The sequence below is a fragment of the Sphingomonas echinoides ATCC 14820 genome, from assembly GCF_000241465.1.
In the GTDB taxonomy this organism is placed as follows: Bacteria; Pseudomonadota; Alphaproteobacteria; order Sphingomonadales; family Sphingomonadaceae; genus Sphingomonas; species Sphingomonas echinoides.
The window spans coordinates 1,568,074-1,586,154 of the sequence record NZ_JH584235.1; the positions used below are offsets into that span (position 1 = coordinate 1,568,074).

The 18,081-nt window shown below is 65.0% G+C and carries 15 protein-coding genes and 1 tRNA gene; 5 read left to right on the forward strand and 11 right to left on the reverse strand.

All coding sequences use genetic code 11. From position 1 onward, the window contains the following. Nucleotides 1-22: 22 nt before the first annotated feature. Nucleotides 23-1,063 carry an FUSC family protein gene (locus tag ON00_RS07385; RefSeq protein ID WP_010404519.1) on the forward strand — a complete coding sequence of 347 codons (1,041 nt, stop codon included), beginning with the start codon at nt 23-25 and terminating at the stop codon, nt 1,061-1,063. On the opposite strand, the gene ON00_RS07390 is transcribed toward ON00_RS07385, so the two are convergent. The 4 genes from ON00_RS07390 to ON00_RS07405 are packed head-to-tail and all read right to left on the reverse strand — an operon-like array spanning nt 993 to nt 3,611. Next, nucleotides 993-2,237 carry an MFS transporter gene (locus ON00_RS07390; RefSeq protein ID WP_010404520.1) on the reverse strand — a complete coding sequence of 415 codons (1,245 nt, stop codon included), beginning with the start codon at nt 2,235-2,237 and terminating at the stop codon, nt 993-995. The genes ON00_RS07385 and ON00_RS07390 overlap by 71 nt on opposite strands. Continuing rightward, nucleotides 2,234-2,563: a hypothetical protein gene (locus ON00_RS07395; RefSeq protein ID WP_010404521.1), complete on the reverse strand. Its 330-nt coding sequence runs from the start codon at nt 2,561-2,563 to the stop codon at nt 2,234-2,236. The genes ON00_RS07390 and ON00_RS07395 overlap by 4 nt, the downstream gene beginning before the upstream one ends. Further along, a complete protein-coding gene (locus ON00_RS07400; protein ID WP_010404522.1) occupies nt 2,563-3,126 on the reverse strand; it encodes an isochorismatase family protein in 564 nt (187 codons plus the stop codon). The genes ON00_RS07395 and ON00_RS07400 overlap by 1 nt, the downstream gene beginning before the upstream one ends. Before the next feature lie 35 nt (nt 3,127-3,161). Beyond that, nucleotides 3,162-3,611, reverse strand: a complete 450-nt coding sequence (locus ON00_RS07405; RefSeq protein WP_029622513.1) for a MarR family winged helix-turn-helix transcriptional regulator — start codon at nt 3,609-3,611, stop codon at nt 3,162-3,164. Between the two features lie 447 nt (nt 3,612-4,058). Between ON00_RS07405 and ON00_RS07410 the strand changes: the two genes are divergently transcribed. Both ON00_RS07410 and ON00_RS07415 read left to right on the forward strand, forming a co-directional pair. Continuing rightward, entirely contained in the window at nt 4,059-4,964 is a 906-nt protein-coding gene (locus ON00_RS07410; RefSeq protein ID WP_010404524.1) for an alcohol dehydrogenase catalytic domain-containing protein, read from the forward strand. Between the two features lie 394 nt (nt 4,965-5,358). Beyond that, complete coding sequence (locus ON00_RS07415; protein ID WP_010404525.1) at nt 5,359-5,799, forward strand: c-type cytochrome; 441 nt, start codon at nt 5,359-5,361, stop codon at nt 5,797-5,799. Between the two features lie 54 nt (nt 5,800-5,853). Here the strand turns inward: ON00_RS07415 and ON00_RS07420 are convergent, their stop codons facing one another. From ON00_RS07420 to ON00_RS07430, 3 genes are all read right to left on the reverse strand, one after another. Continuing rightward, nucleotides 5,854-6,066: an N-ethylmaleimide reductase FMN-linked gene (locus tag ON00_RS07420; RefSeq protein WP_010404526.1), complete on the reverse strand. Its 213-nt coding sequence runs from the start codon at nt 6,064-6,066 to the stop codon at nt 5,854-5,856. 129 nt (nt 6,067-6,195) lie between these two features. Next, nucleotides 6,196-10,899: an NAD-glutamate dehydrogenase gene (locus ON00_RS07425; RefSeq protein ID WP_010404528.1), complete on the reverse strand. Its 4,704-nt coding sequence runs from the start codon at nt 10,897-10,899 to the stop codon at nt 6,196-6,198. A gap of 86 nt (nt 10,900-10,985) precedes the next feature. Further along, nucleotides 10,986-12,269, reverse strand: coding sequence for a PAS domain-containing protein (locus ON00_RS07430; RefSeq protein ID WP_010404530.1), 1,284 nt, complete (start codon nt 12,267-12,269; stop codon nt 10,986-10,988). A gap of 203 nt (nt 12,270-12,472) precedes the next feature. Between ON00_RS07430 and ON00_RS07435 the strand changes: the two genes are divergently transcribed. Together ON00_RS07435 and ON00_RS21395 are read left to right on the forward strand one after the other, a co-directional pair. After that, a tRNA-Thr gene (locus tag ON00_RS07435) sits at nt 12,473-12,548 on the forward strand. 200 nt (nt 12,549-12,748) lie between these two features. Next, a complete protein-coding gene (locus tag ON00_RS21395; protein ID WP_083834078.1) occupies nt 12,749-13,186 on the forward strand; it encodes an oxidoreductase in 438 nt (145 codons plus the stop codon). On the opposite strand, the gene ON00_RS07445 is transcribed toward ON00_RS21395, so the two are convergent. From ON00_RS07445 to ON00_RS07460, 4 genes are read right to left on the reverse strand one after another with little or no spacing between them, the layout of a single operon-like run. Further along, on the reverse strand, nt 13,091-14,179 hold the full coding sequence (locus ON00_RS07445; RefSeq protein WP_010404533.1) for a PepSY-associated TM helix domain-containing protein: 1,089 nt from the start codon (nt 14,177-14,179) through the stop codon (nt 13,091-13,093). The genes ON00_RS21395 and ON00_RS07445 overlap by 96 nt on opposite strands. Beyond that, a complete protein-coding gene (locus ON00_RS07450; RefSeq protein WP_010404537.1) occupies nt 14,180-14,863 on the reverse strand; it encodes a Fe2+-dependent dioxygenase in 684 nt (227 codons plus the stop codon). It lies immediately after the preceding gene. Beyond that, complete coding sequence (locus ON00_RS07455; RefSeq protein ID WP_010404539.1) at nt 14,857-15,582, reverse strand: tetratricopeptide repeat protein; 726 nt, start codon at nt 15,580-15,582, stop codon at nt 14,857-14,859. The genes ON00_RS07450 and ON00_RS07455 overlap by 7 nt, the downstream gene beginning before the upstream one ends. Further along, entirely contained in the window at nt 15,579-18,041 is a 2,463-nt protein-coding gene (locus ON00_RS07460) for a TonB-dependent receptor (protein ID WP_010404541.1), read from the reverse strand. Before ON00_RS07460 ends, ON00_RS07455 begins: the two co-directional genes overlap by 4 nt. Between the last annotated feature and the right edge of the window lie 40 nt (nt 18,042-18,081).

Below are 18,081 nucleotides of genomic sequence, written 5' to 3' on the forward strand. Positions count from 1 at the left end.
CTCCCGGCTTTGGCGCGATGTCATGGCGATCGATCGGGGGGAGCCCGTCAGCGTGCGCATGTTGCTGATCGCCGCGCTAGGCATGGGAGCCCCCGTTGTCGTCGGCCTGATGCTCAAACACGCGGAGGCGGGCTTCACGATCGGACTCGGCGCGATCCTGCTGGCCGGCACGGGCGGCAGCACGGCAGCACCGCCTCCACCCCTCAGCCAGACGGTTGCCCCTGCGCTGATCGCCGTTGCTGCCGCGACGGCGATCGCCGGATTGCCGCAACCCGACATCGCGTTGGTCTTGCTCGCCGCAGTGGCGGCTCTCCTGTCGGGTTACAGTCGACCAATCGCAGGGGGTGCCATCCGTTTCATCATCTATCTCGTGCTGAGCGTCGGCTTTCTCGACGGTGCCCCGGCGCATCGTGGCGCTGCCGCGCTGATATTCGGATCGGGCGCGTTGTGGAATATTGCGCTACGCGGCCTCCTGTCCGGTGGCGGCAGCAACCGGGAAGGCGCTGCGCAAAAGACCCGGCAAGGGCCGACCAACGCGCAACGTCGCGCCCACTTTCGCCGCACGCTGTACCGGCTCGAGGGATGGCAGTTTCCGCTTCGGCTTGCGCTTGGTCTCGGCATCGCCAGCGGTCTGCGCCAGCTATGGCCGACGCATCATTTCTTCTGGATCCTGCTGACGGTCGCGCTGCTGACGCAACGCCCGATCGAACATGTACCGGTGAAGACGGTGCAGCGATTGACGGGCACGCTCGGCGGCGTTGCCCTGACGGCCGCGATCCTGTTCTGCCTCTCGTCGCCGATTGCGCTTGGCAGCGTCGCGTGTCTGCTCGCGACGGTCGTGCCATGGGCCCGCGCGCGAAGCTATCTCCTTTACGCAATCGTCAGCACCCCGCTGATCCTGCTGGTGCTCGATATCGGCAAGCCGATCACCCCCGCCCTGCTAACCGACCGACTGATCGCAACCGTGGCAGGAGGTCTGACGGTGGTGGCACTCAATCTGCTCTTCGATCGCTTGCTTGCCGCCAGTGTCGGCTCTTCTCCAGAAAGACCAGGGCGACGATAGCCGCGGCGAAGCCCGACGCGGCTCCTACGCCAAGCGCCCAGCGCGGCCCCATATGGTCGGCAACCCATCCCACGATCGGGGCCCCGATCGGCGTTCCTCCCATGGCAACGCCGATGCGCAGCGCCATCACGCGGCCGCGCATGTTCGGCTCGGTCGACAGCTGCATCAGGCTGTTGGTCGTGTTGGTGAAGGTGAGCGCCGCGACCCCGATCAGAACCAGCGCAGCGGCGAAGAACCAGTAGCCAGGGGCGATCGCGGCCAGCGCGCAGCCGATCCCGAAAAGGCAAGCTCCCACGAGCAGCGCGGGAAATCCGGGCTGCTCGCGCCCGGCGCTGAGCAACGCCCCGCTCACCGTGCCGATCGCCATGATCGACGACAACAGGCCATAGCCGCGCGCGTCCGCATGGAACACGCTAACCGCCATGGTGGAGATAAAGATCGGGAAGTTCAGCCCGAAGGTGCCGATCAGGAACAGCATGATCAGGATCGCCTTGAGGTCACCGCGCGCCCAGACGTAGCGGAAGCCCTCGGTAAAACTGCCGGTCGTGCGGCGCGCGCGCGGTTGCGGATGCAGTTCGCGCGCGCGCAGCGACAGCAGCGAAACCAGCACGGCGACGAACGACGCGCCGTTGATAAGGAAAGCCCATCCCGTGCCGATCGCGGCGATCACCAAACCCGCTATCGCCGGGCCGATCATCCGCGCGGCGTTGAAGGAGGTCGAATTGAGCGCGACTGCGTTGCCGAGATCAGCGTCGCCCACCAGCTGCGCGACGAACACCTGCCGCACCGGCGCGTCGAATGCCGCCGCGCTCCCGAACAGGAAGGCGAAACCATAAACGTGCCAAAGCTGCACCCTGCCGCTGACGGTGAGCACGCCAAGCGCCAGCGCGAGCACCCCCATTGCCGCTTGCGTGGCGATCAGCAACTTGCGCTGGTCGAGGTGATCGGCGGCGAATCCGGTCCAGGGCAGCAACAGAAACTGCGGACCAAACTGCAACGCCATAACGAGGCCGACCGCAGCAGCGCTATGCTGGGTCAGCACCGTCAGGACCAGCCAGTCCTGCGCGGTACGCTGCACCCAGGTGCCGATGTTGGAGACGAACGCGCCGCCGACCCACACCCGGTAATTATACCCCCGCAGCGACCGGAACATGCCGGTCGCGGGCACGCTCACGAACGCTCGGGCATGGTGCCGCCATGGAAACGCCCGAAATGCCGGGCGGCAAAGAGCCCGATCGCCAGCATGCCCAGCCCGAGCGCAGCGGCATGCGCCGGGTTGCGCCCATCGAAATCACCGATCTGGGCGACCAGCAGATAGAAGAAAACGAGATTGGCAAAGCCCCACAGCACATTCACGGTCGAGGAAGACAGCCCCTCACCGGACGGCGTGGCAAAGGGGCTTTGGAACGGCCGCCCCATCATTCCGCTGACGAAGTGCGGAACCGCATTCGCCAGAAAGGCGCCTCCGAAGGCATAAGCCAGCAGGTGAAGCCAGGGCATCAGGCGGTCCTTTCCAAAAGGGCGAGGATGTCGTCGGTCGATCCGGTCTCGCCCAGCCGCGGGAAGACGCTGCGGATACTGTGATCATGCGCTTCCGGCCGCGTATCGGTCATCGCGTCGGTGGCGAGGATGACGTTGAAGCCGTGCTCATAGGCCTGTCGAGCCGTGGCCTCGACACCCGTTGCGGTCGCAACGCCGGTGATGACGACTTGGGTGACCCCAAGCGCTTTCAGTCGCAGCTCAAGATCAGTGGTGGCGAACGCCCCCCAGCTTTGCTTCGTGATCAGAATGTCGTCCGGCTGCTGGCCGAGTTCGGACACGAGCGTGGCGAAATCCGCGGGCACTGTGCTGAGATCACGTCTCGGCTGTTCGGTTCGCCCTGGCGGGACGCCCGTGACGGTCACCACAACCACCGGCAGACCATGTGCGCGAAACGCATCCGCCAGCGTGCGGCTGCGTGCGATCACGTCCCCGATAGGAGGCGCGACCAAGGTGCCGACGATGCCCTTTTGGAGGTCGACGATGATGAGGGCAGTTTTCGGATCAAGCGCGGTGAGCGCCATGGGACGGTCCTTTCGAAGGCGAAAAGCGGGCGCGCTCAATCCTCGACGAGGCGTTGCAGCAGGGTGAGCGCGGTCGCGAGCTGGTCTTGTTCTTGCGACGACAGACGCGCGCGGATGGTGCGCGCAAGCCAGTCCTGCCGCGCCGCACGCCCTTCGCTGGCCCACTGTCTGCACGCGTCGGTCAGCGATAGCAGTGTCTTACGCCCATCGGTGGGGTCCGGCGCGCCGTGCACCAGGCCGGCGCTTTCGAGTGCAACAATGACGGTCCCCATCGACTGCGGTCGCATCGCTTCCGCACGGGCCAGTTCGGAGGTCGTGGCGGGACCGTCCTTCTCCAGGCGAAGCAGGACGGCGATCTGGGACGGGGTGAGGTCGCCGACTCCCCCTTGTTCGCGCAGCCGTCGTTTCAGCTTTCCGGAGACGCCACGAATGCCCTGCGCCAAAGCCGCGATACGGAGGTCTTCCTGAGTCTCTTCTGCGCTCATGTCCGCAAGTTACTCACACACAGTTAATCTGTAAAGGTTATCTTCATATTATCCACTTGCAGCAATGCGTGCTCGCGGCAAATTCGATCGAACGGATGGCGGCTTCCAAGATCTGCGGTTGCATGGCGGAAAGGCGGCTTAGGGCGGATCCGTTGGTTCTTCGGCAAACCTTAGATCCGACCACCCCGCAAAAGTCTGCGGGAACGAGGTGGTACAGGTTTCGGGATGACAGACGGCATTAGCTGCCGCGAGCAAAGGTTGCTTCGAGGCACCACCTGATCTACGCCAATGGCATCGCGAAAAACGACCGCTGGAGGCACGCCTCGCCTTCGGTCCGTCGAGTACACGTCAACCTTGCTTTTGGCACGGTTCGGCCAGCGTCTCCCAAGCGATCGCACATAGCCATTGGGCCAGCGATCGATGCCAAGAGATGGTTGGAACGCGATGATGAAGGCAGTTCAGTTTAGCAAATATGGCGGCCCCGCCGTGCTTGATATCGTCGATGTCGAGCCACCCCATCCCGGCCCCGGCGAAGTCAGAATCACGGTCCGTGCTGCGGGCGTGAACCCGTCAGACTGGAAGCGCCGCGAAGGCCAGTATCGCACGTTCGAGGAGGTGGTCTTTCCGGCCGGGCTCGGCGTAGAGGGCTCTGGTATCGTCGATGAGGTCGGGCCGGGCGTAAGGGATGTCACGATCGGTGACATGGTGTTCGGCTTCGGCACGAACACCATGGCCGAGCAAGCGATCCTCACCCATTGGGCCAAAAAGCCCAATAGTCTGTCATTTGAAGTAGCGGCGGCTCTGCCCGTGGTGTCCGACACCGCCACGCGGGCGTTGGATCAGGTTGGCGTGGCACAGGGGCAGACCCTGCTGGTCAGCGGTGCCGCCGGCGGCGTGGGGACGGCGATCGTCCAACTCGCCCGTTTGCGTGGTATTACCGTGATCGGCACCGCAAGTGCGGCCAAACACGATTATCTGCGCGGGCTAGGCGTGGTTCCTACCACCTATGGCGATGGACTGGAGCAGCGCGTGGGCGATCTGGTGCCCGGCGGCGTGAATGCGGCAATTGACGTCGTAGGGTCTGGGGTCATCCCGGAACTGGTTCGAATTGTCGGCGACCCCGTGCACGTCCTTTCCGTTGCCGATTTCTCCGCCGAGCAACATGGTGCCAAATTCTCGCAGGGCCCGCCCGTCGATCCAGCGGGCCTGCTTGCGACGATGGCCGAGCTATGTGCGGCTGGGTCGTTTACACTGCAGATAGACCGAACCTTCCCGTTGGATCAGGTCAAAGAGGCACAAGCGGTCAGTCAATCGGGCCGCGTCACCGGCAAGCTGGTCGTCTGTGTCGATTAAGGTCGCAAGCCGCCGCTCGCTCGCCGCACTCCCTACACCCAAGCGCCAGTCCGCTGGAGTTCACGATCGTGTCTGCGGAGCAACGACCGGTGCGGTTGGTTCCCTATTACCGTATCGCGCACGAACGGTACGCCACCTATTGGAAGCTGGGGTCGGGCGCAGCCCAATCCGGGCGGGAGCCGGCTACGACTTGAAGGGGCGGCCAGCGCCACCGCGAGACCACGACCCGGCTGCTCGTGCCTGACGCGGACAGAACTGTAATCCCGGCGAGCACGGCCCGCCCTCGCCGCAGAACCGCATACGGTCGACGCACTCGTCGGGGCGCTGGCGGTCCCTTGCCAATCTCGCAAATGCGGGGTTTGTCGATCAGCACTGCGCCCCCTATGTCACCGCAATGGTGTTCCGTTCGATCGTTATCGCCTCTGCTGCGGCGCTCCTGCTGAACGCCTGTTCGTCGAACGACGACAAGGAGGCGCGACGCCGCGCTGCGGGCCCTGCCCCCTCGGCCGCGGCGCTCTTGCGCGTTGCCAGCGCATCCAGCGGTGAAAGACTTTTCTATCAGTGCTTCGCCTGCCATTCGATCCAGCGCGACGCTGCGGATCGTAGCGGGCCGAACCTGTTCGGCGTCATGGGTGCCGAAGTCGGCCAACGCCGGCCACGCTTTGCCTATAGCGGCGCGTTGCAGCTGCTCGGCGGGCGTTGGACGCCCGAGCGGATGGATGTCTGGCTTACCAATCCGAAGCGGATGGTGCCTGGCACGGCGATGGGGTTTGCGGGGCTGGCCGATCCACTCGACCGCGCCGACGTGATTGCCTACCTGCAAAAGCAACACTGACCCGCCGCCGATTGCGGGGACGCATGTCCGCGTTTGAGCAAGCACCGATGCGGCTTACGTAGATGCCTTCATCGCCGCCGGCTTCACCAAGCGCGATGTGCTGGACGTCGCCACCAAGGTGATGAGCAACGACACCAACCCCATCGTCCATAGGATCAGCTCGGTACCCTTGATGCGCGACTGGTCGATGTGGAGATAGGCGACGCCCGGCGCGTCGAGCTGGCGCGCGGCATAGTCAAAGGTCGCTTGCGAATCGCTGTCCCGCATCGAGAGCGGTAAGTGGCGCTGGGCGAGAGCCGCACACCGACCCGGTCCGCGCCAAAAACATCAGTGGCCCCTAAGTGATCTCGAGCAGAAAACGCGCTCTGTTCTCAAACGGGCCACCATGTTGCTGTTTCAGCGGCCGAGCAGCACGCGCGCCTGGCCCGCAATCTGCGCCAGCATCGCGGCATTGGGGGCGGGAGCCATGCGCGCGCGATCGACCACCGCCTTGAACTGGCCGACGCGGCCGGCATTTTCGGCGAGCCACGTTTCAACCAGCGTCTGCGGGTCGGCACCGGGTGCCGCAGCGCCGCGCCCCAGAAATTCCAGCCGCAATTGCTGGAAGTCGCGCGCGAGGCCCGCGATCAGCAGGCGCTCCCACGGGTCGCTCGACGAAATACGCGCGGCATTGGCTTGCGCCCAGTCGAGCCCCAGCGCCTGGCCCAGTCGCGTGAAGGCGCGCGTCAGCACGGTCTCGTCGAGTCCGAGCCGCTCGCCGAGATCGGCCAAACCGACCGCGCCATCCAGCTCGAACAAGCGCACCACCTTTTGCACCAATTTCTTTGGCGCACCGGCGGTTTCGAGGGTGGTGGCGATACGCGCGCTTTGCGCGCTCGCTTCCTCGAGCAGCAAGGCCTTGGTCTGCTTGTCGAGTTGCGCAATGCCTTTTTGAAGCCGCGCCAACGCCGCGCCCGGTCCGGTGCCGCTGCGCGTTACGCGCAGCAAATCGGCGATTTGCGAGCGCGTCGCCACCGCGACTTCATCGAACAGCGCGATGCGCGCATTTTCGGGCATCGCTGCCGTCTCGATCTCGCGCCACAAAGCGGGCAGGTCGAACAGGCGCTCGGCGACGACGAACATCGCGGCGATGTCGCTCATCGCAGCACCTTCTTCTTCGGCGAGTTCGAACGGATAGAGCACGCCCATGCGGTTGATGATGCGGTTGGCGAGCTTGGTCGCGACGATTTCGCCGCGCAGCCGGTGCTGGTCAATCGCTGCGCCGAACTTCTTGCGCATCGCGGGCGGGAAGGCGGCGTGGAGATCGGGCAGCAGATCGGGATCGAGCCCGAGCCCGGCCTTTTCGATCGCGGCCTGCAGCGCGAGCTTCGCGGTCGCCAGCAGCACTGCCAGTTCGGGCCGGGTCAGCCCACGACCCTCGGCGGCACGGCGCAGCAAATCGTCATTGCCCGCCAGCCCCTCGACCGCGCGGTCGAGCGAACCGCCCGCCTCGAAGATCTCGATCAAGCGGACATAGCTCGGCACATCGCGCGCGCCGTCGCTCTCGGCGATCGACAGCGCCAGCGTTTGCAGGCGGTTATCCTCCAGCACGAGATGCGCGACATCGTCGGTCATCCCGGCGAGGAAGGTGTTGCGCTTGTCATAGCCGAGGCGGCCCTCGATCATCTCGCGGTTGAGCGCGATCTTGATGTTGACCTCATTATCCGAGCAATCGACGCCAGCCGAATTGTCGATGAAGTCGGTATTGATGCGCCCGCCGCGCGCCGAAAAGGCGATACGCGCGGCCTGGGTGACGCCAAGATTCGCGCCTTCGCCGATCGCGGTGGCGCGTAGATCCTCGGCATCGACGCGCAGCCGATCGTTGGCGGGGTCGCCGACCGCGATGTTGTTCTCGGCGCGCGCCTTCACATAGGTGCCGATGCCGCCGAACCAGATCAGGTCGACCGGGGCCTTGAGGATGGCCGAAATCAGCGTGCCCGGCTCCATCTCGCTCTCCTCCAGCCCGAGCGCGGCGCGGATCTGCTTCGAGAGTTTGATGACCTTGTCGGTGCGCGGGAATACCCCGCCGCCCTTGGAGATGAGCGAGGCGTCGTAATCCGCCCAGCTTGAACGGGGCAGGGCAAACATGCGCGCACGCTCGGCCCAGCTGGCGGCGGGATCGGGATCGGGGTCGAGGAAGATGTGGCGGTGGTCGAACGCCGCGACGATCTTCAGCGTTTTGCTGAGCAACATGCCGTTGCCGAACACGTCGCCCGACATGTCGCCACAGCCGACGACGCGGATCGGTTGTGTTTGCACGTCCACGCCGCGCTCGGCGAAGTGGCGCTGGACGCTGACCCACGCGCCCTTGGCGGTGATGCCCATCGCCTTATGGTCATAGCCAACCGAGCCGCCGCTGGCGAAGGCGTCGCCCAGCCAGAATTTATGCTCGAGCGCGATCGCGTTGGCGACGTCGGAGAAGGTCGCGGTGCCCTTGTCGGCGGCCACGACGAAATAGGGGTCATCGCCGTCATGGATGACGACATCGGCCGGATGCATCACCGCACCCTCGACGATATTGTCGGTGATCGACAGCAGGGCGCGGATGAACGCGCGGTAGCTTTCGGTGCCCTCCGCCAGCCACGCATCGCGATTGGAGGCGGGCGGCAATTGCTTGGGGTAAAAGCCGCCCTTGGCACCGGTCGGCACGATCACCGCATTCTTGACGCGCTGCGCCTTCATCAGGCCCAGGATTTCGGTGCGGAAGTCGTCGCGCCGGTCGGACCAGCGCAAGCCGCCGCGTGCGACTGGCCCCGCGCGCAAGTGGATGCCCTCGATTCGCGGCGAATAGACCCAGATTTCGCGCCATGGCACGGGCGCGGGCAGGCCGGGGACGAGATGGCTGTCGAGCTTGAACGCCAGCGCCGCCTGGCCAGCGGGGGCAAAGGCGTTGGTGCGCAGCGTGGCGGCGATGACGCTGCGCAGCGAGCGCAGGATGCGGTCGTCGTCAATCGCGGAGACGGTGTCGAGCCCGGCATCGATCGCCGCGTCGGCGGCAGCGATCCGACCGAAGCGCTGCGATGCGGCGTCCTCCCGCCCGCGTTCGACCTGAGCCTGTCGAAGGGCCTTGCCGCGCGCAGGTGCTTCGCCACGCTCAACACCACCGGGGAGGGCACCCGCCGGGTCATGCGCGGCGGTGAACCGCTCGATCAACGCAGCGGCAACTTTAGGCGCGCGGCGCAGCGCATCGACCACCGTGACCAGACCATAAGTGAGGCCAGCCTGACGCAGATAGCGGAACCAGGCGCGAAACAGCACCACCGATGCCGGTGCCATGCCAGCATCGACGATCAGGCGGTTGAACGCGTCGTTCTCAGCCTTGCCCTCCAGCACGGCCTGGATCGCATTCTCCAGCACACTGGTATCGGCGGACAAGCGCACGCCTGCCGCCTCGACCAGAAATTCATGGACGAAGCCCTGTTCGTCGCCGATCAGCGCGGTCGGCAATTCCTCAATCACGCGGAAGCCGAAATTCTCCAGCACCGGCACCGCGTCCGACAAGGCCAGCGCGCCGCCCAGGCGATAGATTTTCAGCCGGGCGGCCCCGTGTTCGTCGCGATACATCCGCACCGAGCGATCCGCCGGGGTTTCCAGTCGCGCCAGCCGCACAATGTCGCGCGCCGCTTCCTCGGCGGTGTTGGCACCGCGATAGCCAGAGGGGAAACTGGCGGCATGTTTCAGCGCAAGCCGCGCGGCGCGCGCCGCATCAGTCTGCTCGACCAGCGCCGCCTCAACTGCGGGCACCCAGCCGCGCACCATCCGCGCGATCCGCGTGTCGAGCGCGTCGGTATCGGGCAGCACGCCGCCATCGCGCAGGTCCAGCGTGAAGCGAATCAGCGCGATCGTGTCATCGACTTCGATCGACCAATTGAGCACGCTCGCATTGGCCGCATCGGCCAGCATCTCGCCAATGGCGGTGCGGCGGGCGGTGGTCAAATCGTCGCGCGGCAGCCACACGAAGGCGAACAGATGCCGCCCGAGCACGCTGCGCACCAGTCGCAGCTTGGGCCGGGGGCGATCGGCCAGCGACATCGCGGTCAGCGCGACATCCTCGAGCGATTCGGGCGTGAAGGCGATGACCAGATCATGCGGCAGCCCGGCCAGGGCATGCGTCAGCGCCTTGCCGGTATGGCCCTTGGGATCGAAGCCGAATTTCGCCTCGAGCGCGGCGAGGCGTTCGCGCAGGACGGGCACATCCTGCGGGGCCGCGTTCAGCGCGCTGCTGGTCCACAACCCGGCATGGATGGACAGACCCGTGACCGTACCCTTGTCCCGCACCGGCACCACCGCGAGATCGAGTGGGACATGGCGGTGCACGCTCGAAATCAAATTAGATTTCAGCAACAAGGGCGCTTGGCCGCCTTTGGCGAACCATTCCATCGCAAGCGCGCGCGAGGCTTCGGCGAGGATCGGCACGGGGCTGGGGTTGCGGGCAATCCCCAGCGCGGTTTCATTCCCGCCGACCCACCATTCATGCCCCAGCAGCGTGAACTTCTGGTCGAGCAGCCAGAACAGCAAGGCGGCCCCTTCTCCGGCGGGCAGGGTCGCGATGTCCGCCGCCATCGCGTCCTGCAGCGCCTGCCAGTCCCCCACGGCGGCACGCACATCCGCCAGATTGCGCTCCAGCGCGGCAACGAGATCGCGCCGTTCGCGCGCATCGGCGCGTTCCAGCTCGATATAGATCATCGATTCGGGCGAGCCCGTATCGTCGACGCTCACCAGCGCCCCGTCCGAATCGCGGCTTACGCACACTACCGGGTGGATGATGCGATCGATCGCAATATCGTGGCTACCGATCGTCGCGGCAATCGAATCGACCAGAAAGGGCATGTCGTCATTGACGATCGCCAGCCGCATCCGCCGACGCGGGTCGGTGCCGGGCAGCGGCTCGAGCGCGATATTGGGGATACCGGTCGCGCGCCGCTCGGCGGTGGCGGCGACAAAGGCCGCGGCATCCGCGCGCTCGGTCTTGCCGAACCCCTGCAATTCGCCCGGAAGCGCACCTTTGGTCAACCGGACGGCCAATGCATCCGACAGCGATTTCAGCGTGGTTTTTGCCATAGCCGCCCTATGCGCCGGTCGCGTGACGACCTCAAGACTTGTGGCAGCGCACAAAATTCAGGCCGTCGCGCGGCCGCGATGGCGGATCACACCATCCTGCGCATCGCGCGTTCGGTCAACGCGGCATCGTCGCCGATTTCAGCGACGATATCGAACATACCGCCGTCGCTCGCGCGGGCGAGCAGCAGGACATAATCCCCCGGTGCGACGCTGCTTTCGATCGCCACGCTGGCGAGCGTCGGGCGATTGGCCAGCGCGGCCGCACGATCGACACGCGCCTTCGGATTCGGGGTGCGGGCGGCACGCTCGGCCTTCACCACGCCCTTGATGCCGCCCTCGAACGAATCGAGGAACTCGCCCAGGGCCCCACGAGCGACGCCCATGCGGCGGGCGTGGGCAAGAACGGCCGCATATTCGGTCAGGCGGGTTTTGTCGTAATCGGCACCGAAGATGAGTTTGACGATGGGTGTCATCGGCGCGCGCAACTGTACGGCGATCCCTGCCGATGCCAGCAGCGTCTCATAACCGACCGGATCGGCATCCGCCGCTGCGGCAAATTCGTGGGCGCGGCTGAGCACGCGGTACAGCGTCGCGCTGTGGCGCGTGTCGGCGGCGCGGAGCGCGGCGGCGGTCTGCTGTGCGAGCATCAGTTGGTCGCTCAGCGTGGCACCGGCGGCCGTCGGGCTTTCGGGGTCGAGCGGGGCCTCTTCGTCGATCCCTGCACTCGGGCCGTCCGCCCATACTGGCGCGGTCGCGGCCGCTTTGGGGGCCGTGGCGACGGCGGCTGTGATCTCGGCCTGGAGCTTGGCTTGCGTTTCCGCGTCGACCAGCTCCTTCCAATTGATGACGCCGTAGATGAAGTCGATCGAATCCTCGTCTGAGGAAAATGGCATCAGGATGCCGCGATACATGGTGTTGAACCCGCGCGTGCTGACAAATTCCGCCTCAAACCCGATCGGCGCGCGATTCGCGATGATTTGCAGATAATGGTCGGTCAGCCGCGACAAGAGCGAGCGACTCGGTACGTGCGCGATGTGGGTGACGGACGAATCCAGCGCGCATTCCTCGCGCAGCGCCTTGCCGAGAAAGGCGATGGCGGGATTTTCGATCCCGGCGGAGAAATCGAGCAGCACGCTGTGCGGGCCGAAATCGGTGATATTGGCGGGATCGAGATCCTCGATCGAGGGATAAGCGCGCCCGCCAAGCAGTGAAACCCAATAGTTATAGGCACGAACGTGCATCCGCCGTTCGTCGGTGCCGACGTCTATCTGGGTATCGGCGACGCCAGTATCGGCGTCGTGGTCGGCGCGACCGCTGTCGATCTCATCCGTGCCGAGCCGATCTTCCTCGAAACCGCGAACACTATCCATTGCGCAAACGCCTCACCTGGCGCGACCCGACCCGACATGGGCGAGCGTCACCGGCACGCCTTGTGCGCCGTGCGTGGTAAACGTCGGGTAAAGGGCATGCGTTTTCGGAGAATGCGCGATGCCCCCGCATCGCAACGCTTGTCAGCCCGCGAACGACCTGATAAGCGCCCGCCCTCGCCTTGGTTCGCAGGAACCAACGCCATGCCGCTTTAGCTCAGTTGGTAGAGCATCGCATTCGTAATGCGGGGGTCACAGGTTCGAGTCCTGTAAGCGGCACCATACATTTTTTTGTAAATGTCGGATTTTGTGTCCCGCCGTGGTGTTGGCTTCACCGCCTTAAGCTTGAACTCCCCGCCGACCTTCCGTCGTTGCATCATCACCCTCCGGCTCCAAAAACACCTTATCTCGGTGTCCACGAAACCGGGTGCAGTTGGCGGGCTCTCGCTCGGGCAGCGCGCTGTAATATACCGCTGACTTGAATGCGCTCTGATCCCGGTTATATCCCCAATGCCCTAACGCGCGAATATCATAAGCCAGCGCGCGCATCAGGATGTGGCCTGATGATTTCGGAAGCCACGCTGGTCTTACGGCAGGATTATGGCTATGCCGACGCGCCGGGCATCTCCGACGACACCAAGATCGCCGGATGGCAGGCGGTCACCGATGCCGTCCGTGCCCGGGGTGGTCAGATCGTGATGCAACTGTCGCATCTCGGCCGTCAGTCGCACCCTGATATCCAACCCAACAGCTATCTGCCCGATCAATTCCTGCAGGATGACCCAACCAGCGCAGCGACGATCTCTTCCCCCCACCGGGAAAGATCAGGCCCGCGCGCGCTGCCGCGCCTTCAACTGCGCCCGCCATCCCCGCGCGCGCCACCACATGATGATCCCCGTCACCGCCAGAATTGCCGGTAGCAGGCCGCCCAGGAAGATCACGATCTGCCACAGCAGCCCCATCTGGGTGCCGTCGTGGATGCGGCGCATCGTGCGCGCGAGCGGTTCGGGTGCCGCGCGCGCAATTTCGGCCACGCCATCGGCATCATGGACCACAACACCCGTGGCGTCGGCCACGAACGCGACCTTCCACATCGGTTTCTGATCGGTCGGCCAGTCGATTTTTGCGACCGCACCCGCATGCGCGGCGCGCGCGCTGCGGAGTACGGCATCGAGCGCTTGCTGCGGCTGCGCGAGCGGCACCGGTCGTCCTCCCTTAGGCCCCGTCCGCATGGCATTGGGGCCACCGCCAAAGACTTGCGGGAAGGCAATCCACGCCCCCGTCAGCGACAGTACGAACAGCGGCAGCGCGATCCAGAAGCCGAGCAAATGGTGCAGATTGGTGTCGGTGTTCCGATGCCGCCGCCAGCGCAAACCGCGCACCCAGCGCCCGACCGTCGGCCACCATAACCACAGCCCCGATACGCACGACAGCAGCATCGCAACACCGATCCAGCCGACGATCTGCCGCCCGACGCCCGGAATCAGCAGCGATCCGTGGATCATGTGCAGGGTGCGGATCAGGCCCCCGCTGTTATTGGCGACATCGAGCACATGCGCGCTCGCCGGATCGATCCAGACCGTGATCCGCGCCGGCGGCCCTTGCACCCCTTGCCGGCCGCTTGCCGGGCTGGCCGAGACGACCACGGGTTCGCCGGGCGCGTCCGGTAAGGTTAGCGAAGCGATCGCGTCACCGGGTTGAAGCACCACCCGCGCCGCAGCAATGTATGGCTGTGGGGCCAGCGTCCCATTGCCACTGGTCGCATAGCGTTGCGGATTCAGTGCATGGTCCAGTGCATCATCCCACACCAGTGCAGCCCCGGTGAGCGACAGCGGGAGGATCAGGATCGCCAGAATCAGGCCGATCCATTTATGCACCTGGAACCAGGCTTTACGCAGACCGATCTTGCTCACTCACACCTCCGCCCACTGGCGCAACAAATTATGGTAGACGCCGGTCAGCCGGACGATTTCGCTATCCCCCTGCCCCAGCCGCGCGCCGACCGACTGGATCGCGGTGTCGAGATCGAGCAGCGTGGCGCGCGCTTCGGTGTTGCGGATCATCGACTGGATCCAGAAGAAGCTCGCCACGCGCACGCCGCGCGTCACCGGCGCGACATGGTGCAGGCTGGACGCGGGATAGAGCACCATCTGCCCGGCGGGCAGCTTCACGCGCTGCTCGCCAAACTGCATCTGGATAACGAGTTCGCCGCCGTCATAGCTATTGGGATCGGCGAGGAAGAGCGTCGCCGACAAATCGCTGCGAATCCGAAAATCGCTGCCGCGCCGGATGCGGATCGCGGTGTCGACATGCGCGCCAAAGCCGTCGCCTTGCGCATAGCGGTTGAACAATGGCGGAAACACCTTGAGCGGCAATGCGGCGGCCACGAACAAGGGCGAGGCAGCCAGCGCATCGAGCACCATCGCCCCGCCGCGCCGCGCCGCGTCCGAATCCTCGGGCAATTGCGCATTGTGCTTGGCCAGTGCCGATTGGTTGCCAGACGTATCGTTGCCGTCGATCCACGGCGCGGCATCGATCAGTGCGCGCACGTCCGTAACTTGGGCAGCGGTTAACAGATCGGGAATGACGGTCAGCATGCTGCAGCAGTCCTGAGGGCCTGAACGCCGCGCTTGCGCAGCGCGGGGATATCGGACACCGCCAGCCACGCCGCCGCCTTCTCGACAAAGGCCGGGGTCGCGGTCGCGCCCGCGCGGCGGAGCCAGCTCAGCGCCTCCTCAATCGCGCCCTTGGTCGCCAGCATCCGAGCGTGGTTGAACGCGCCCCGGAAATCACCGCCCTGCGCCGCGCGGGCGTAGCAGGTTGCCGCCTTGGCGAGATCGCGCGTGACAACCCAGCCATCTTCATGAAAGCTGCCGACGAAATTGATCGCCTTGGCGTTGCCGAGCGCCGCCGCCTTGCAGAACCACTCCAGCGCCAGCGGCTTGTCCTCGGCCACGCCCTGCCCAAGCGCCAGCAAGGTCGCGTAATTGTACATGCCCCAATCGAGCCCGCGTTCGGCGGCGATGCGGTAACAGGCGGCGGCCCGTTGCTTGTCCGGCACGGTGCCCCAGCCAAGGTCGTAGCATCGCCCGACCATGTTGATCGCCATCAGGTGATGCTGCGCGGCCGCCTTGATGAACCAGCCGAGCGCGGCGGGCGCATCCTGCGCGACGCCCGCGCCATCGAGCAGCACTTGACCGTAGAGCGCCTGCGCCTCGGCCACGCCTTCCTCCGCACACGCGCGCAGGAAGGCGGCGCGCTCTTCCGGCGATCCCGCCAGCCGCGCGGCGATCTCCGCTTCCGACAGCGTGATCAAAACGCCACCTTCACCGTGCCGAACACCGTGCGGCCGGGCGCGATCGACGCATAATGGCTGGTGTAGGTCTGCGTGAAATAGACCTTGTCGGTCAGGTTCTGCGCGTTGACCGACAGTTCCAGCCGGTCGTTCAGCTTGAAGCGCGCCTGCGCGTCGAAGCGCCAATAACTGGGGATACCGCGCGTAAGGATTTTGGTTGCGGGGTTGACCGTGATCACGCCCGCACTGGTCTGCGTCGCGGTGCGATTGTCGGCGTACCCGCCATTCTGCTTGTCCATATAATAGGCACCGCCGCCGAGCGAGAAGCGCTTGGTCAGCTCGACATTGGTCGACAGAGTGAAACTGTTGCGGGCGGTCTGCGGCACATCCTTGCCGGTGTTGACCGAAGGCACCTGCACCGTCGTCGCCTTCGCCGCGCCGTTCGCGGCGACCGTCAGCGCGGTATAACCGCCATCGACGATCTTGGCGTCGAGGAAAGTATAGCCGCCAAACACCGTCCAGCCCGGCAGCACAGTGCCGCTGGCGGTGAGTTCGACACCCCGGATACGCGTCGAGCCGAGATAGGCGATGTTGTTATTGGCATCGGTCACGCGGGCATTGGCGATGTCGGTCTGGAACACCGCGAGGCCCAGCGCCAGCTTCTCGCCAAACAAGCTGGCCTTCGCGCCGACTTCATACGATTTGGTCTTTTGCACCTTCAATGAATCGAGCACGTTTGCGGTGGCCGAGGTCGTCGGGAGCGCATTGTCCTCACGGCCCTCACCCAGCAGGCTGTTGGGCGGCGTCGCTGCGGTGGCATAGCTGGCGTAGAGGCTGGTTTCCTTGGTCGGCTTGAACACCAGCCCCGCCTGCCAGTTGAACAGCTCGTCGGTGCGGGAGAAGCGGAACGACGTGGTCGCATTGGCCGCCTGACCCGGCGTGATCCGCGAAGTGAAGCGGTCATAGCGCGCGCCGACGTTCAGGATCAGCGACGGCAGCAGCGTGATCGAATCGAAGCCGTAAAGCGCCTGGGTTTCGGCGTCGTTCTGCGTCTCTTCCAGCGGCAGCGAGCGCACAATCGGCGACGCTGTGGACGACGTGTCGCTGGCGTAATTCACCCAGGGGTCGTTCGGATTGGCCGAGAAGATGCTCGCGCAATAATAGCGTGCTACGGTTGCGGTGTTGCAGCGGGGCGAGATGGTCGAACCGTTGGACAGGATCTCGACCCCGCTGGAATTGAGATAGCCGCGCGTGACATAGGTGCCGCGCCGCGCCTTTTCCCACGACACTTCGGCACCAACCGCAAAATCATGCTTGATCGTGCCGGTGTTGAAGCTGCCCGACAGATCAAGCTGGTCGATGATGCTTTCGGCATAGCTGTAACGCGTATTCGAGCGCCGCCACACTTGCCCGCTGCCATAGACATTGCCGGTCGAATCGTCGGGCAGGGTGTAAATATAGGCCTGGCTATCGTGGCTGAAACGCGCGGTGTTGCGCAGCGTTACCCCGCCAAAATCATGCTCGACCCGCACCGTCGCCTGATCGGTGGTGCTATCGCGGAAATCGCGGCTGGCGAGGCCGTAAAAGGTCGAGCGCGCGACATAGCCGGTCTGCCCGTTGGCGGTGGTGATTTGCCCCAGCGCCGGTTCGGTGCGGATCGCGCCCGTCCCAGGCGCATTGGCGATCGTGTAGAGATAGGGAATGCCGCTGTCGGGCAATTCGTGGCTTTCGAGGCGATAATATCCAACAGTCAACCGCGTCGGCGTGCCAAGCCCGATCGTGAAGCTGGGGGCGACACCCCAGCGCCGTTGATAGATGGCGTCGCGTCCGGCGACATCCTGATCGTGCCACAGGCCTTCGATCCGGAAGGCGGCGGTATCGCTGAGCTTGAGGTTCAGATCGCCAACGATGCGCTTATAGTCGGCATTGCCATAGCTGCCCGCAATCGAGCCAAAGGTGCGCGCCTGTGGCAGCTTGGTCAGGATATTGATTGTCCCGCCCGCGCTGCCGCGCCCGCCGAGCGTAGAATCCGATCCGCGCACGATCTGCACCGAATCGATCGCGAACACTTCGCGCGTCTGCGAGGCAAGGTCGCGCACGCCGTCGACATAAATCGACCCTTGGCTGTCAAAGCCGCGGATGAAGGGGCGGTCACCAATCGGGTTGCCGCCCTCCGCCGCGCCGAAGGTGATGCCGGGGACGGTGCGGAGCGCATCCTGCAAGGTGGTAGAACCGGTTTGTTCGATCACCGATTTGTCGAGCACCACGATCGACTTGGGCGTGTCGACGATCGGCGCGACCAATTTGGGGTCAGCGGGGCGACGTTCGTGGATGCCGTTGACGATGATATCGGCCTTGCGATCCGGATCCTCATCGTTGGCGGGCGGCGGAGCGACATCGTTGGCAAAGGCCGGGAAACTGGCAAAGGCCCCGACACAGGACAAAGCGAGATAAGCGGGCTTGCGAACGGCGTGTGACAAAGTGTGATCCCCTTGAAGATGGAGATCGGCTATTGCGAGT